At 65.5% G+C, this 14,851-nt stretch carries 16 protein-coding genes; 2 read left to right on the top strand and 14 right to left on the bottom strand.

Features of this window, described 5'->3' with window-relative positions; translation table 11 throughout:
• Positions 1-4: 4 nt before the first annotated feature.
• The 10 genes from G6N33_RS11780 to G6N33_RS11825 all read right to left on the bottom strand — a co-directional run bounded on the left by G6N33_RS11780 (position 5) and on the right by G6N33_RS11825 (position 8,691).
• A complete protein-coding gene (locus G6N33_RS11780; RefSeq protein ID WP_044509179.1) occupies positions 5-1,357 on the bottom strand; it encodes an arylsulfatase in 1,353 nt (450 codons plus the stop codon).
• 62 nt (positions 1,358-1,419) lie between these two features.
• A complete protein-coding gene (locus G6N33_RS11785; RefSeq protein ID WP_081662370.1) occupies positions 1,420-2,121 on the bottom strand; it encodes a GntR family transcriptional regulator in 702 nt (233 codons plus the stop codon).
• A gap of 235 nt (positions 2,122-2,356) precedes the next feature.
• Positions 2,357-3,235 (bottom strand): formylglycine-generating enzyme family protein, encoded by an 879-nt coding sequence (locus G6N33_RS11790; protein WP_044509177.1) that lies wholly within the window; start codon positions 3,233-3,235, stop codon positions 2,357-2,359.
• Positions 3,236-3,301: 66 nt separating this feature from the next.
• Positions 3,302-4,297: a glycoside hydrolase family 6 protein gene (locus G6N33_RS11795; RefSeq protein WP_044509176.1), complete on the bottom strand. Its 996-nt coding sequence runs from the start codon at positions 4,295-4,297 to the stop codon at positions 3,302-3,304.
• A 407-nt stretch (positions 4,298-4,704) separates the two neighbouring features.
• The gene (locus G6N33_RS11800) at positions 4,705-4,950 is read right to left on the bottom strand and encodes a hypothetical protein (RefSeq protein ID WP_044509175.1); all 246 of its coding nucleotides are present in this window, start codon (positions 4,948-4,950) and stop codon (positions 4,705-4,707) included.
• A complete protein-coding gene (locus G6N33_RS11805; protein WP_044509174.1) occupies positions 4,947-5,462 on the bottom strand; it encodes a DUF5994 family protein in 516 nt (171 codons plus the stop codon). The genes G6N33_RS11800 and G6N33_RS11805 overlap by 4 nt, the downstream gene beginning before the upstream one ends.
• A 287-nt stretch (positions 5,463-5,749) precedes the next feature.
• On the bottom strand, positions 5,750-5,953 hold the full coding sequence (locus G6N33_RS11810; RefSeq protein ID WP_044509173.1) for a cold-shock protein: 204 nt from the start codon (positions 5,951-5,953) through the stop codon (positions 5,750-5,752).
• A 114-nt stretch (positions 5,954-6,067) separates the two neighbouring features.
• Entirely contained in the window at positions 6,068-6,793 is a 726-nt protein-coding gene (locus G6N33_RS11815; protein WP_231382524.1) for a class I SAM-dependent methyltransferase, read from the bottom strand.
• Positions 6,794-6,938: 145 nt separating this feature from the next.
• Positions 6,939-7,787 (bottom strand): transporter substrate-binding domain-containing protein, encoded by an 849-nt coding sequence (locus G6N33_RS11820; protein WP_231382523.1) that lies wholly within the window; start codon positions 7,785-7,787, stop codon positions 6,939-6,941.
• 4 nt (positions 7,788-7,791) lie between these two features.
• Positions 7,792-8,691 (bottom strand): fatty acid desaturase, encoded by a 900-nt coding sequence (locus tag G6N33_RS11825; protein WP_231382522.1) that lies wholly within the window; start codon positions 8,689-8,691, stop codon positions 7,792-7,794.
• A gap of 421 nt (positions 8,692-9,112) precedes the next feature.
• Between G6N33_RS11825 and G6N33_RS11830 the strand changes: the two genes are divergently transcribed.
• Positions 9,113-9,586, top strand: a complete 474-nt coding sequence (locus tag G6N33_RS11830) for a chorismate mutase (protein WP_231382521.1) — start codon at positions 9,113-9,115, stop codon at positions 9,584-9,586.
• 45 nt (positions 9,587-9,631) lie between these two features.
• Here G6N33_RS11830 and G6N33_RS11835 read toward each other — a convergent pair whose 3' ends face one another.
• The 4 genes from G6N33_RS11835 to G6N33_RS11850 all read right to left on the bottom strand — a co-directional run bounded on the left by G6N33_RS11835 (position 9,632) and on the right by G6N33_RS11850 (position 14,215).
• Positions 9,632-11,122, bottom strand: a complete 1,491-nt coding sequence (locus G6N33_RS11835) for an amidase (protein ID WP_101528354.1) — start codon at positions 11,120-11,122, stop codon at positions 9,632-9,634.
• 340 nt (positions 11,123-11,462) lie between these two features.
• The gene (locus G6N33_RS11840; protein WP_044509171.1) at positions 11,463-12,473 is read right to left on the bottom strand and encodes an alpha/beta hydrolase; all 1,011 of its coding nucleotides are present in this window, start codon (positions 12,471-12,473) and stop codon (positions 11,463-11,465) included.
• Positions 12,474-12,613: 140 nt separating this feature from the next.
• Positions 12,614-13,513 carry a TIGR03619 family F420-dependent LLM class oxidoreductase gene (locus tag G6N33_RS11845; protein WP_044509170.1) on the bottom strand — a complete coding sequence of 300 codons (900 nt, stop codon included), beginning with the start codon at positions 13,511-13,513 and terminating at the stop codon, positions 12,614-12,616.
• A 78-nt stretch (positions 13,514-13,591) separates the two neighbouring features.
• Positions 13,592-14,215 carry an NADPH-dependent F420 reductase gene (locus tag G6N33_RS11850; protein ID WP_101528353.1) on the bottom strand — a complete coding sequence of 208 codons (624 nt, stop codon included), beginning with the start codon at positions 14,213-14,215 and terminating at the stop codon, positions 13,592-13,594.
• Between the two features lie 100 nt (positions 14,216-14,315).
• On the opposite strand from G6N33_RS11850, the gene G6N33_RS11855 reads away from it, so the two are divergent.
• Positions 14,316-14,798 carry a MarR family winged helix-turn-helix transcriptional regulator gene (locus G6N33_RS11855; protein ID WP_044509168.1) on the top strand — a complete coding sequence of 161 codons (483 nt, stop codon included), beginning with the start codon at positions 14,316-14,318 and terminating at the stop codon, positions 14,796-14,798.
• Positions 14,799-14,851 lie beyond the last annotated feature (53 nt).

Here is a 14,851-nt window from a genome sequence, read left to right on the forward strand (position 1 = left end):
CCTCCTAGGTGGTGCGGGTGGGAACGAAGTCCAGTGGCGCCCCGGCCGGGATCAGCTCCTCGGTTTTCACGCTCTCGTCGAATGCCTGGATGAACCGGTAGGCGTGTTGCATTACCCACCACCGCACCCAGGTCTGGTTGACCGCCTCGCGTTCCTTCGGGTCCTCCAGCAGATTGGTGATGCGGGCGAAGCCGAGCGGGATCTCCGGGTCATGGAAGTGCTGCTGGCGCTTGAAGTTGATCTTGAACTGTGACCACTTCACCGCGTGTAGCTCCTCGTTGAGCCACACCATGCAGCCCTCGCGGTTCGATTCGTCGGCGCCGGCGAAGAACTCGCGCTGGTCGATGCCGTCGATGATGCGGTCGTCGGGGACGTCGCAGCCGGCCCAGCGCAGCAGCGTCGGGAACATGTCGGTGACGTGCACCATCTCGTTGCTCTCGCGCGGTTTGACCTTGCCCGGCCAGCGGATCAGGCACGGGGTGCGGATTCCGCCCTCGGCCGAACTGAAGTAGGAGCCGTCGAAGAAGCCCGCGGTGCCGCGGCCGGCCAGGTGGTCCTCGGCGCCGTTGTCGCCGGCGAACACCACGATCGTGTTCTCCTCGATGCCCAGCTCGGTCAGATAGTCGAGGATGCTGCCGAAGTCGTGGTCGAGCATCAGCAGCGAATCACCCCACGCGCCGTTGGTGCTCTTGCCCTTGAACTCCTCGCGGACCTCCATCGGGAAGTGCATCAACGAGTGGTTGTGGTACAGGTAGAACGGTTTGCCTGCCTCGACACTGCGTTTCATGAACGCCTTGGCACGGCGGTCGTATTCGCCGTCCATCTCACCCTTGAGCTTGACCGTCAGCTGCTGGTCGGTGGCGGTGACCCCGTCAGCCTTGGTGCCCTCGTACATGTACGAGTAGCCGTCGCGCTCACCGTCGTACCACGGGTCGTCGGGCCACAGGCACTCGTCGTAGGTGCGGGCCGGGCCGTACCACTCGTCGAAGCCGTGGTCGGTGGGCCAACGGCCGTCCTCGGCGCCGATGTGCCATTTACCGAAACATGCGGTGGCGTAACCGGCTTCGGAGAGAATGTCGCCCATGGTGCGTTCCCAGGCGACGATCCCGCCACCGTTTCCGCCCAACGCGATGGTGTGATTGCCCGACCGGATGGGATAGCGCCCGGTCATCAGTGCCGAACGGGTTGGGGTGCACTGTGGTTCGACGACGAAGTGCGACAGCTTCAGCGACTCGGCGGCGAAGGCGTCGGCGCGGGCAGTGTCGGCGCCGCGCAGAATCCCTCCGCCGTAGCAGCCGAGCTCCCCCATGCCGAGGTTGTCGACGTGGAAGTACACGATGTTGGGTTGTTCGGGCATGACGGTATTACCTCTCCTTGGGTTTGGGGTAAAGCGTTGTAAGAGAACAGAACTGATGACTACTACTGCGGCGGAGGGTCCTCCCGCGTGGCGGTGGTGACCAGCGAGCATCGGTCACCGCGGTATCGCACGGTCTCCAGGTCGAACGGTGTGCCGTCGCGCAGATAAGTCAGGCGATGCAGCAACAGCAACGGCGCGCCGGGCCGGATCTGCAGGAGCTCGGCGGTCTTGGCATCTGCCGAAACGGCTTCCACCGTGATTTCCGCCCAGCCCAGCCGCACACCGAGTTCCTGCTCGATGAGGGCGAAGACATCTTGCTGGTCGAGTTTGGCATCGACCGGGATGGCGCCGATGCGCAACGACGTGGTGTCCAGGGACAACGGCAGCCCACCCACCGACCGCAGCCGTTCGATGAACAGAATCGGCGAGTTCTCGGGCAGCCGCAATTTGGCCGCCACGAACGGGGTGGCGGTGGCTTCACGCACCGACAGCACCTGGTTGTCGACCGGCAGCCGGTGCCCGGCCAGCGACTCGGCCAGGCCCTCTAGCCGGTCGAGGTGCTGGCGCAGCTTCGCGCCGGTGACAAAGGTGCCTGAGCCTTGCACCCGGGTGATCAAACCTTCACCGCGGAGCAGTTCAAGCGCCTCGCGGATGGCGTTGCGGCTGACCCCGAGCTCGGCGGCTAGTTCGGATTCCGACGGCAGCGCCGGTCGCGCCGCGGCCAGGCCGCCGTAAGCGCCTTCGAGGATTTGACTGCGCAACACGTCGCGAACCCATCGCGCGGCGTCGGCGCGGGTACCGGCGTACTCCCGGGTCACAGGACGCGGGAAGTCCTTGGGGGGTACGTGCGGACGCGATGGCATGCGCTCACTTTGCCACCGGACACGGTGGGTGGCGGTTAGCGGGATGTTACGCCACCTGACCGCTGCGTTAAGCCCTAGGCCAGGGCATATAGCGCGGCGTTACCGGAAATGTTTCGCCACTCACCCCGGGCGTAGATCAGCCGACGCTGCAGCGGAACCCGATGTGGCTGGTGGCACTGTCCTGCGATTGCGACGACCGCGCGGCCGGGCGGTACCGGTGGCAGTACTCCGGTGCGCACAGATGCGAGCCGCCCTTGAGGGTCTGCATGACGTTCGGATCACCGGTCGCCGGGGTCGGGCAGCAGCTCGGCGAGCCGGCTCCCCCGTGGTGGCCTGCGCTGTAGCGGGTGGTGGTCCATTCCCAGACGTTGCCGATCATGTCGACCAGCCCAAACCCATTGGGTGGGAACGTGCCGACCGGGGAGGTCCCGACCCATCCGTTCGCGCCGTCGTTGCGGTAGGGAAAGCGGCCCTGCCAGGTGTTGGCCATGAGCTGGCCGCCCGGTGCGACCTCGTCGCCCCACGCGTACGTCGACTCCGCACCGGCGCGAGCGGCGTACTCCCACTGCGCCTCGCTGGGCAGTCGTCTTCCCGCCCATTGCGCGTACGCGGCGGCGTCGGGATAGGCCACTTGCACCACAGGATGGTCGAGGCGATCCTCGATCGAGGATTGCGGTCCGAACGGGTGCCGCCAGCATGCCCCGGGCATCCACGTCCACCATTGCCGCCACACCCGCAGATCAACCGGTCCCGAGGTCGGTGTGAACACGAGCGCACCCGGCACCAGATCCGCCGGTGGCACCCCTGGGAATGCCACCGGGTCCAAGGCTTGCTCGGCGACGGTGACGTAGCCCGTCGCCGCGACAAATTCGGCGAACTGCGCATTGGTCACCGGGTGACGCTCGATGGAAAACGGCTCGACGGTCACCTGGTGTACTGGTGACTCCTCCGGATAGAAGTCGTCGGACCCCATCGAAAAGGTGCCACCGGGCAGCTCGATCAACTCGGTAAGCATCACGACAGGTTATTCCGTCGAGCACTTCCTCGGCACACGGCGATGGTGGCGGTTTCAAGTGCCCGGCTACTGGCTCGCCTTGCGTGCCAAATCGATCGCGTACTGATTGACGAAGGTGCCCGCCGGGGGGTCGCCCTTGCCGCAGGAGCCGTCGGATTCACCGGGACGTTTGATCCACAGATAGGCGTCGGCGTGGGCGCCCGCGGTGGACGCGGTCGGCGCGGCGCCCAATGCCCGGCCACTGGGGTTGCACCAGTTCAGGTCGCCGTCGGGTGCGGGGCCGGCACCGTTGCGCGACGTGTCGACCACATAGTGCGATCCGTTGGTGAGCCCGGAAATGGCTTCGCCATAACCGATTTCGTCTTCGGTCGTGAAGAAGTTCGCGGTGTTGACACTGAACCCGCGCGCATGGCCCACACCGGCCTGGTTGAGTCGGGCGGCCATGTCGTCCGGGCTGTGCCAGCGCAGGTGACCGGCATCGACGTAGACGGCCGCATTGGGGTCCTTCGTCAGGGTGTCGACGGCGTACCGAATCAAGTCGAAGCGTTCCTGACGCTGATCGCCCGACAGGCAGTCGGCCATGGCAAGCGCATCGGGTTCGACGACGATTGCCACCCGCGAGGCGCCGACACCGGCCGCGATGCCGTCGATCCAGCCGCGGTAATCCGCGCCCGACCCCATACCGCCCGCGGCGAAACTACCGCAGTCGCGGTGCGGAATGCCATACAGCGACAACACCGGGATTGCGCCGGCCGCGTTGGCGTCCCCGACGTACTTCCCCACCGTGCCCGCCGAACCGCCCGGCACGACCCAGTACGCCTGCGGGGTGTTGGCGATCGACGTCAACTCCGGGCTGGGCGGATCGGCGCTCTGGGCGGCACGCATGGCCGCTGATGTGGGGTTGACGTAGAACGGCGCCCCCGCCAGGGGGTTGCCGTCACTGATCAACCGCACATCCGAGGTGCGGGGTGGGTCGACGGCCACCGCCACAAAGACGACACCAGCAACAGTCAGAAACGAGGTAATCCACCGCACGAAGGCACGAGCAGCCAAGAACATCACGGGAAGGAAATTAGTGCTTCACTCCCTCGAGCGCGACGCCGGGGTGGCGTCGTTTACCAGCTGCAGCCAGTGGCACCTCAGTTATCGAGTCGGCTGACAGCCGCAGTCCGAAACTCTGTCGGCGCTGACTAGTCCGATGCCGCGGGATGACTTCTGTTAGGACGGTCCGAAAAAACAGGTAGTTGCACCGGTTCGGAATCCTGATGACTGTGTGACACCACCGGTGGCTCGTAGCAGTGGGAAAACAACTCCGATGAGTTCATGGGCAGATCCTTAATTTTGTCCGGTCTCACCGAACGCATGGTCTGTCGAGAGAAGGGTAGTCATTCGTGCGCTTACGCACCCAGACTGGGATGTCGTCAGGCGGGTCGAAACGAATGACTTGCCAACCAATCTACACCCGTGGGTCAGAAACCGAAGAGGCCGCGTCGAGCCGACCGGCCGGTGGCCTTGAACTGCCCCCAGAAACCGCGCGTCTTGAACCGCTTGCGGTCGCCATCAACGCCGGCCCACTCGCCGCTGGCGTAGCTGTGCGCCTGCTTTGCCCCACCGCGGAAAACGTCTAATGTGCCGTCGGTGTGCTCGACGTATACGTCGCCAAACCGCAGGTACTTGTCGATTCCGCCGTCGGGCAGTGTCACCGTGACCGTCATGGTCGAGACCTCCGGGCCCGACCGTGCAACGTCGGCCGGTAGCACGCAGCCGGGAATTCGTGCCGGCCGCCGATCCCGAGCATGTCGACCACAGAGTCGACGTTGCCCGGCGCGGCCGCGGTCATCATCGCCTTGTGTGCGGTGTCTGGATCTGTGCTGGGCGGCACCACAAGCAGCCGGATGCCTTCGCGGCCAACTCCGCGCACGTCCAGGGTGTTGGCCGGTTGGTGCCTAAACCCGTCAAGTCGCACGGATCGCCCGCCGGTTGCCAATCTCCTCGGCGCGTTCGCCCACTCGGCGAGGTCGTACATCACCCGCTCGACCGAGCCGAGTCGCACCGACAGCACCGCCAAGAGATTGGGAAGTTCACGCGGGAGGTCGTCGCTGTGCGGCCACCATGCGCCATCGACGTGGCCGGACATACGCGCCTTGGGTTTCATGCGCAGCCGCGGTGTGTTCTGCGGTCCTGCGTGGTGGCCACCGGACACCGCGCGGCCGACGTGTCGTGTCATAGTGACGATCCTGTCTTGACAACTAGTTGGCCACGAGCCGGCCAAGTTTCATTGAGGCGGCGGCGACGCCATCTGCGCTGAACGCGCGCGGCATACCGCCGGCCCAATGCACATCGCATCCCACTGCAACGTAAAGGCCAGTGAAAAAGGTTGTACACCAACATTTCTCGGCGAGAAAACTACCGGCAATCGATAGACCCCGGTACCAAGGCCTTAGACCCCAATGCTGTTGATGGTACGCCTCATCGGCTGCGTGCGGGAGCCCTTCAACGAGCAGTAGAGACAGATTAAACGGCAGTTACTCCGACTGCCTGCGGGCCTTTGGCCCCTTGCTCAATGTTGAACTCGACTCGCTGGTTGTCCTCGAGCGACCTGTAGCCGTTGCCCTGGATTTCCGAGTAGTGGACGAACACATCTGCTGCGCCGCCGTCCGGAGCGATAAAACCGAAGCCTTTTTCGCTGTTAAACCATTTCACAGTTCCCTGTGTCATACCTTCAACTTCTCTCATTCTGGATAGATGCCGATGGGCATCCCGGGTCAGCGTAGCACGGGTACCGCGTGAGAAATTCCTTCCGTTGTCGCACAAGGCTTTTCGGATTGTTCGTTAGCCCGGCCGGCTGGCCTTGAGCCCATACATGACCGGAAACCGCGGTTGCGTGGGCGGCAGCGCCCACCAGCCGGAATCGGTGCGGACCATCGCCGGCCAGCGCGGCCAGGGCAAGAGCTCGGTCTCGGTAAGGCTGTCGATGACAAACCCGCAGCGCGCAAGGGCCGTGACGACCTCCCCCAGACCGTGCCGCCATTCATAGTGGACGCTGTCGCCGGACAGCGGCGGTCCGTCGGTGTAGGTGTGCGAACTGTCGCGTTCGATGGCTCCGCGGCCCTCGAGGTAGTCGTGGCGCAGCAACAGATCGTCCGTCTCGTCCTGGCCCTTGGTCGGGCCGAGCGCATTGAGCAGCGGGTGAAACTCCACCAGGTAGAGAAATCCGCCGGGCCTGAGCAGTTCCCACACCGCGCGTGCCCACCCCGCCAAATCGGGCAAATAGCACAGCGCACCCTTGCCGGTGTAGACGATGTCGAACCGCTGCCCCGCCAGCGCCTCGACGGCGGCGTAGACATCGGCGTGCCGATAGTCGATCGCCAGGTGCGCCGCGCGGGCAAGCCGCTTCGCCTCCTGGACGGCGGCGCCGGAGAAATCCAAGCCGGTGGCCCGGGCACCCTTGAGCGCAAACGCCATCGTTTCGGTGCCCAAATGGCACTGCAGGTGCAGCACCCGACGACCGGCGAGCTCGCCGAGGTCCGTCCACTCGAACGGGGCGAACCAACTCATCGGGTCGCGTTCGCCGACTCCGTAGAACCTACTCTTGACGTGTATTGGTGTTCTGGCATCCCAATTACGCTGATTCCTGTTCAGTTGCAACCGAATTGCATCACTGAACTGACTGCTCGCGGGGGAGGTCTCGTCTGGGGCCATCTTACGGTCCGACCACCATACCCAGCCACTTCTGACTGATCGTGGCGTAGGTGCCGTCATGCATGACCAGGTTGAGCCACTGATTCACCCATTGCTGCAACATCGTTGCGCCGCGGTGAATCATGTACGCCTTCTGCGCGAAGTTAAAGGGTTTGTCGACGTCCACACCGCAGAGCTGAGGGTGTTGCTTTGCCTGCCAGCGGATTTCGGTGGCGTCGGTGATCATCACATCGGCCTTGCCGGTGATGATTTCGTCGAAGATGGTGGTGTTGTCGGCGTAGTCGACGATGGTCGCGCGATGTAGATTGGCCCGGTCGAAGTCCGCGTTCGTTCCTCCGGGATTGACGACGACTCGGACACCCGGTTGGTCAATATCTGCCAGCGCACGGTACTTCGGGGCTTCGGCGCACCGCGCGATGGCAGCCTTTCCGTCCTGCAGGTACGGCTGGGAGAACCGTGCCTTTTGCGCCCTGTCGAGGGTGATGCTGATGCCGCCCATGGCGAGGTCGCAGCGGTTGTCGAGATCATTGATGACGTTCGACCAGGTAGTTTGGACGAGTTGTAGGGCTACCCCGAGCCGGTTGGCCAGGTCGTGGGCGAGGTCGATGTCCAACCCGCTCCATTGCCCTTGTGAGTCAACGTAAGTCAACGGTTCGTAATCCCCGGTGCTACAAACACGCACGATGCGCGCGTGGACTATGCCGTCCAGATTGTCGGCATGCGTGTCCGGCCGCGGTGAGTGGCATGCGGCAACCAGGGCGGTCGACGCCGCTAAAACCGCACTCAGCAGCAACTTCACTAGTCGGCCCATCGGGTTGGGGTGGCCGCGCGGCCGGTGAAGCACAGTCATCGCTTCAGGGCGCGGTCTGGTTGACGGCGACGGTTGAAAGGGTACGCGCCTCGGCCGAGATTGGGCCACGGAACTGCCGCGCGACGGCACCGAACCAGCCCAGGTGAAAGCGGTCATCGTCAGCCATGAAGGCGGACCGCAGCTCGTACCATGGCAGGCCCGGATGACGGTGGTGGACACTATGTAAGTTGAACGCGAGAACGAATCGTTCCAGCGGTAAGGGCAGCCGCAGGTTCATGGCCTCCAGCGGCGCATCCAACGATGTGCCGTAGTGAAAGGCGTTGTCCGCGATCGAGATCAGTACGGCGCGAGCGGCAACGGCGGCGGCCAGCATCCACAGGTGCGGGCCATACGCTAGGCCCGCGGCCACGTAGAGGAGGATCGCCGCTGTCCCGTCCAGACGGAATTGCCGCAGGTGTCGTCGGCTGATGCTGTCCAGTACCAGGCCGGCGACCGTGTCGGGCGTGTCGAGCCGGCGCGCCAGGTGGGACCAATACCGACGCGGTGCGGCCACCAGCAGCAGGGAGCCTACTTCGGCAAAGTAGAGCCCGCCGAGGAGCCGAAAATAGTAACCGGGCGCCATGGTCGTCCATCCCGTGGTGGCGGGATCGTAGATCTCGGTCCGATCCCGACGAGTGCGGCTGTACCGGTGGTGGAGCAGGTGGCCCGTTTTGAGCAGCGAAAAGGGCGCCCCGTAGCCGATAGCGAGCACTCGCCCGAGCCGATCGTTGCGGTCCCTTTCCCGCTGCAGGCTGCCGTGGATCGCCTCATGGATGAGCGACCAAAACGGCGTTGTCAGTGGCACCATCGCCACCAGGAGCCAACCCCAGGCCGGATTCGCCGGCAGCAGCCACAGTGGCACGACCGCGAGCTGCAGACACAGCCCGGCCAACGCGCTCGCCACCAGGATGGCGGAAACGATCTGACCAGATCGACGTGCCGGGTCGTCATCTAGTCGGCCCGACTGCCTTCGACGCTGTCCCCGCCCGCCCCGTCGCACTGCCCGCGACCCCCTCCAGCGCATCGGCTTAGAACGTGACCCCGTTCTTTCGGCAGGAATCACGCCCCGATTCTCCTATTCGAGGGGCTTCCTGAGTAGGTGATCTTGACGACAGCGCTGGCGAAACATTCGACAGCGCAATGTAAAACACGCGTACGCCGGTCGTCGTCGTGTCCAACCGCTACGCTGTGTCACAGCTGAACGCGCTGACAAAACCAGAAGAGGACGCACCTTCATGCCCGGACAGTTTCGGCGGCACGAGTCGGCGCATCCGGTCGCCACGGGCTCATCGAACAACGAAAGTTGCGGCCGTCTTTACGCTTTGGTGGACGCGGCGGCGCGCCGGCTCCAGACGGCCGACGTCGTGGCCGCCGTGAAGTTCAGGACCGGCGGCGCCGTGGACGATCCGGTGCGCGAACACCACGTGATCGACCGCGCGAGCGCGGCGGCGGCTGGGAAGAATATCGATCCGGACTACGTCGCAGCGGTGTTTCGTGATCAGATTGACGCCACCAACGCCATCGAACATTTTCGATTCGCCGAGTGGCGGCTCGCCCCCGGTGCAGCCCCGGCGAACGCCCCCGAGCTGGCGCAAATCCGCACGGTCATAGACCGGCTGGATCGGATCCTGGTGGATGAGATCGCGGCGCAATGGGATTCGTTGCACTCATCGGCGTGCGGCACTTATTTGGATGAGGCGAGAAACTCAGTGGCGCTGGCACGCCGGCTCGACGACTTTTCCCGACGGGCACTGATCTACGCCACCCACTCCTACTGTGGAATCGCCGATTCCGCGTAGCAATATGCAATACGCTCGCGGGAACGGCTTGTAACCGCGGGCAGGCTACCAATCGCTGGTGTGACGCTCGATGTCCGCGGCGGCGCGGAACAGCGTCGCCTCACCGAACTCGGGACCCACGAGTTGTACCGCCACCGGGAGCCCTTCGGCGCCGCGGCCACACGGTACCGAGATCGACGGCAAGTCCGCATAGGTAAACGGAATGGTGTAGCGCCGGCCGCGGGTGAACTCGTCGGACCGGGTGTCCAGCCGCGGCGCCACGGTAGGCATCGTCGGCGTCAGGAGCAGGTCGACGTGGTCGAGTGTGGAGCGCAGCGGTGCCGCGTCGGACGCGCGTCGCGCCACCGCCGCGTCGTAGTCGGCCTGGGTGAGTTTGGCGGCCGCGGCCATGTCGGCGCGTACCACCGGCCCGAAGACGCTCTTGTCGGCGACCGGGCCGTAGACGTCGCGCATCGCCTGAGCAAACTCCCAGCGCAGGATCGTGAATGCCGGGGTGAAATCCATAATGGTGGAGAGGTTTTCGACCTTCACGGTGGTGACTTGCGCGCCGAGATGCTCGAGCAGCGGCAAGACCCGGCGCACCGCCCCCTCCACGTCGGGATCCAGACCGCTCAGGCTGTAGTCCTCGATCAGCCCGATCCGCAAACCCGCGACGCCCTTGTCGAGCGCGGCCAGGTAGTCGGTTTTCGGGGCCGGCCGAGAATACGGGTCGCGAGGGTCTTGACCCGCCATGGCGGTGAGCATCACCGCGGTGTCGTGCACGGTGCGGCCGAGCGGGCCCGCGACGTCGAACCGCGGCGCGCGCGGGAAGGCGCCGTACAGGCTGACCAGGCCGTGCGTGGGCCGAATTCCGACGATGCCGTTCCATGCGGCCGGGACTCGCACCGAGCCGCCGGTGTCGCTGCCGATGCCGGCCGCGACGATGCCCGCGCCCACCGCGGCACCGGTCCCGCTCGAGGAGCCGCCGGGCGATCGCTCCGAGCGCAGTGCGTTGTGCGCGTCGCCGTAATAGACGTTCTTGCCATCGATGCCCGCGGCGAACTCGTTGAGGTTGGTCTTGCCGATGCTCACCGCACCGGCGTCCGTCAGCCGGGTGATCACGGCCGCGTCCTCGGTCGGCACGCGATGCGCGAAGACCTGCGAGCCGACCGAGGTGAGCACACCCGCGGTGGAGTAGAGGTCCTTGCAGACGATCGGAATGCCGTGCAGCGGGCCACGATCGGTGCCGCGGGCCAACTCGGCGTCGAGCTTTGCCGCGGCGTCCAGCGCCTGTTTGTCGGTCAGCGTGATGAACGCGTTCAGCTGTGGCTGCAGCCGCTTCGCCTCGGCCAGGGCTGCCTGGGTCAGCTGGACCGACGTGGTGCGGCGGTCCCGCAGCATCGCGCCGGCCTCCGCGATGGTCCGCGGGGGACGCGCCGGTGCTGCGGCGGGGGTACGGGGCAGCTCGGCAACGACTCCTGTTACGGCGGCCGCACCCGCGGCCGCGCCCGCCAGCGTCAGCAATCCTCGCCGAGACATGTTCCAGCGCTTCGCCATACCGCTCCTTGCGTGGCGGACACCATCATTGCGTCGCCGACACCAGCCCTCGACACAGGTGGCGCAGCCCGTCGGTGTCCTTCGATCGATACCGATTACGCGCAGCACCCTGCCAAGCGGAGGTTACCCGGCTGTCACGGCGGTGTGACCGCACCGAACGACTAACCGTGTTGTCAAAGCGAATTCGATCCCGTCATGACTCGACGCCGGCAGGTCAAAAATGGGCAGCGAGTTTTGATTTGGTGCAGTGCGATGCGGCCGAACATGATTCCGCGCCAGCATGGCAGTGCCGCGCGAACCCAGCGCGATGCATTTGCTGAAAGAAGCGGAAGCGCGGCAGCTATGGCCGGTGAGCGGCGGTCGCGCTGTCGGTCGCGCCGTTGCGGTGCCGGACAGAATTCGCGTGTACCAGTCGGCGCACGGCCTCGATGCGGTCGTCGATCATCCGGGCGCCGATGGCGGTCCCCGGGATGATGTGTGCGAGGTGGAACGCGCCCAGGTAGTGGTGCACCTCCGTGGGCACTCCCGCCTGGATAAGGCGGCGTGCGTAGTCGAGTCCCTCGTCCCGGGTCGGATCGATCTGGTAGGCGGTGACATAGGCCGGCGGCAGCCCGGTTAGGTTCTCGACGGTGGCGCGGGCCGGGGCGGCGTAGATCGGGACATCGTCGCCTCCAGGTTGCGCGGTGCCTTCCAGGTAGTAGCGCCAGCTGAGCGGGGAGTTGACCGACTGCCACGCCGGTGTGTCGAAAAGCGTTGTCATGGACGGAGTATCCAAGCGATCATCAATGGTCGGGGCGTCGAGAAACTGAGCGGCCAAGCGCGGGCCACCGCGATCGCGAGCAAGCAGCGTTAGCGCCGCGGCCAGGCCGCCCCCGGCGCTCTCGCCCAGCACACCCAAGCGCTGCGGATCGATTCCGTGTTCGGTGCCGTTGGCGACGGCCCACTGCAAAACCGCGTAGCAGTCCTCCAAACCGGCGGGATACGGGTGCTCCGGCGCCAGCCGATAGTCCACCGCCACGACCGTCACAGCGGCCCGCTCGACGAGCAGCCGTGCCATGTAGTCCGACATCGGCAGACCACCCATCACGAAGGCGCCGCCATGCAGATAGAGCAGCGCCGGTGCGGGCACCTCCACCTCGGCGGAGGCGTAGACGCGAACTGGGACCTCCGCGGCGTGATGGTGAGCGGAAACGGTGAAGTCTCGGACAGACAGGGGGATTCGAGCCTCGTACTTGGGCAGCTGCTCGACAATGAGTCGTTCGACCGCACGCGCCGACGCCAGATCAGCGAGATCCAGCTTCGGCAGCACTGCCGCCACGGCCGCGAGCTCGGGATCAAGAACGTAGTCCACTGCCGTGCCCCTCATGTCAAAGCCAACAATCTACGACGAGGGTAGCCGCGTGACCCGCGCATTGGTCCCCCTCGCGTACCCCACTGCCTGTCGTGCTGCGGTGCCAGATTGCTGGCTCAAAACGGTGTGGCGTGAGGTCATCAAGCCGGCCCATGACCACTCCATCGGGCGATTATCTGGCCCGCGAAGTCAAGCATCTGATCAAGGGTGGGGAACATTGCGAACGCATCCACGATCGCCTCGTCAGCACCGGACTCGGCAAGGCGCTCGAGCTTGCCGGCAACAGAGTCAACGGAGGTGCCCGGTTCCAGGTTGATCCGCATGGCCGTCTTCAGTGCCTCGGGATCGCGGCCGGCGTCCTGTGCCGCACGGCGCGCAATCGACCACAAATGGTCGGTGACCTCGCCCTGCAGCCCCTCGACCCCGAGCCAGCCCGTGCCGACGCGACCGACCCGGCGCATCGCGGCTTCGCTGGCACCGCCGATCCAAATGGGTGGACCGCCGGCCTGGACCGGGCGCAGGTCGGCATGGACCGGCGGCAGGGAGAAGAATTCGCTCTCCCAGGACACCGGGGTGGTCGTCCACCACTTTTGCAGGAACGCCAGCAGATCATCGAGCATCCGTCCGCGTCGGCGCCAGTCCGCGCCGCGGGCGATGTCGTGCTCGTCCTTCATCCACCCGATCCCCACGCCGACGTCAAGGCGGCCTTCGCTGAGCACGTCGAGCGTGGTCAGCAGCCGGGCCAGGTGCACCGGCTCGTAGTAGAAGGTGCTGAGCGTGCTGGCGTTGAGCCGCACCCGCCTGGTCGCCGTCGCGGCGACCGTCCACAGCAGCACCGGATCCAGGTAACGAGTCATCTGCGCCGGATACGGCTGCTCTTTGCCCGGATAGACGCTATGCATCTCAACGGGCGTGACCAGGCGATCGCCGACCCACAGCGTGTCGTAGCCGAGGTCTTCGAGTCCGCCGCAGAACGCGCTGAGACCAGCGGCGCTGTTGACAGCGGGCCCGACTATCGGAAGTGCGAAGCCAAGCTTCATCACGAGGATTCCTTTCGGTGATACATCAACTATCGTTGGGGTGCGACGCCCCGGCCGTACCAGGTCCTGCGGTGCCGGTCAGGCGGGCACGCCGGCGCCCAGGGCGAAGTCGTAGTTGCCCATTCCGTGGCGGGCGAGACCCATCACCACCAGCCCCGTTGCTTCCAGCCAGTGCGCCATGTTCAAGCCGCCGACGTCGAGCGGGCGCAAGCCAAGGCTCTCGACGAACGCCGCGACGTCCGCCTTGGCGCGCACGTCGTCGCCGGCCATGAAGACGTCGAGCGGGCGGCCCAGGGCCAGGACAACACCGAAGATCGTGTTGAAGGCCTTCACCACACTGGCGCTGGCCGGGGCGACCTTGGCAACTTCCTGTGCGATCGACGTCCCTTCGGGGATGGCCAGCCCGTCCGCCGCGGAATTGAACGGGTTGCTGATGTCGACGATGACCTTGCCCGCTAGGGCGTCTCCGTACTGGGCGACGACCGGAACGACGCTGGCGTACAACAAGGCCACAATGACGATGTCACCGGCCGGGACGGCGCCGAACTCTCCCGTGGTGGCGTCGCCGCCGAGCTCCTTGGCCAGGTCGGCGGCTTTGGCCTGATCGCGGCCGATGACCTCCACAGTGTTGCCGCCCGCTACTGCCAGCGTCCCGATGGCTCGAGCCATATTTCCGGTGCCGATGATGCTGATGCCGCTCATGAGGTTGTCCTGTCCTTAGACTGAGGCTGGAAAGGTTGACGTGTCTACCTTATAGAGACTTTGGTGACGCGTCAACCAATTGGGGCTAGTATGGGGGCCGATGGACCCGAACTGGCTGAACCCTCAGGAAGACCGCGCCTGGCGGGCTTTTCAGCACGCGCATCATCAGCTCGACGTGCACTTGAATCGGCGCCTGCATGCATCGGGGCTGTCCGGCGCCGACTACGAGGTCCTGGCGGTGCTCTCGGGGCACGACGGCGACCGCATGCCTGCCCACGAGCTGTGCACCACACTGGGTTGGGAGAAGAGCCGGGTGTCCCACCAGGTACGGCGCATGGAAAAGGACGGGCTGATCACCCGTGAGCCCAACCCTGAGGACGCCCGCAGCACCCTGGTCCGGCTGCTGCCGGCGGGCCGCGCCGCCATCGAAAGGGCGGCGCCCAGGCATGTGGAGGACGTCCGCCGGAACTTCATCGACCTGCTCACCCCGGCCGAGCTCGACATGCTCGCCGCCCTGCACGAACGAGTCCTGCACCACCTCGCCATAAACGACGACTCTGTCACCGAAGACGACCTCTCCTAGCCTTCAATGGCGTCGGCTGCATTGCCCCGTCAATCGGATTACGCTGAAATCGC

This window comes from Mycobacterium simiae (genome assembly GCF_010727605.1).
Taxonomy (GTDB): Bacteria; Actinomycetota; Actinomycetes; order Mycobacteriales; family Mycobacteriaceae; genus Mycobacterium; species Mycobacterium simiae.

Excerpts from the sequence above, each read along its gene's own strand:
- G6N33_RS11810 (WP_044509173.1), bottom strand. The coding sequence starts at position 5,953 with ATGACACAGGGAACTGTGAAATGGTTTAACAGCGAAAAAGGCTTCGGT.
- G6N33_RS11855 (WP_044509168.1), top strand. The coding sequence starts at position 14,316 with ATGGACCCGAACTGGCTGAACCCTCAGGAAGACCGCGCCTGGCGGGCT.
- G6N33_RS11805 (WP_044509174.1), bottom strand. The coding sequence starts at position 5,462 with ATGACACGACACGTCGGCCGCGCGGTGTCCGGTGGCCACCACGCAGGA.
- G6N33_RS11790 (WP_044509177.1), bottom strand. The coding sequence starts at position 3,235 with ATGCTTACCGAGTTGATCGAGCTGCCCGGTGGCACCTTTTCGATGGGG.
- G6N33_RS11780 (WP_044509179.1), bottom strand. The coding sequence starts at position 1,357 with ATGCCCGAACAACCCAACATCGTGTACTTCCACGTCGACAACCTCGGC.
- G6N33_RS11850 (WP_101528353.1), bottom strand. The coding sequence starts at position 14,215 with ATGAGCGGCATCAGCATCATCGGCACCGGAAATATGGCTCGAGCCATC.
- G6N33_RS11820 (WP_231382523.1), bottom strand. The coding sequence starts at position 7,787 with ATGACTGTGCTTCACCGGCCGCGCGGCCACCCCAACCCGATGGGCCGA.
- G6N33_RS11800 (WP_044509175.1), bottom strand. The coding sequence starts at position 4,950 with ATGACGGTCACGGTGACACTGCCCGACGGCGGAATCGACAAGTACCTG.
- G6N33_RS11845 (WP_044509170.1), bottom strand. The coding sequence starts at position 13,513 with ATGAAGCTTGGCTTCGCACTTCCGATAGTCGGGCCCGCTGTCAACAGC.
- G6N33_RS11835 (WP_101528354.1), bottom strand. The coding sequence starts at position 11,122 with ATGGCGAAGCGCTGGAACATGTCTCGGCGAGGATTGCTGACGCTGGCG.
- G6N33_RS11815 (WP_231382524.1), bottom strand. The coding sequence starts at position 6,793 with ATGAGTTGGTTCGCCCCGTTCGAGTGGACGGACCTCGGCGAGCTCGCC.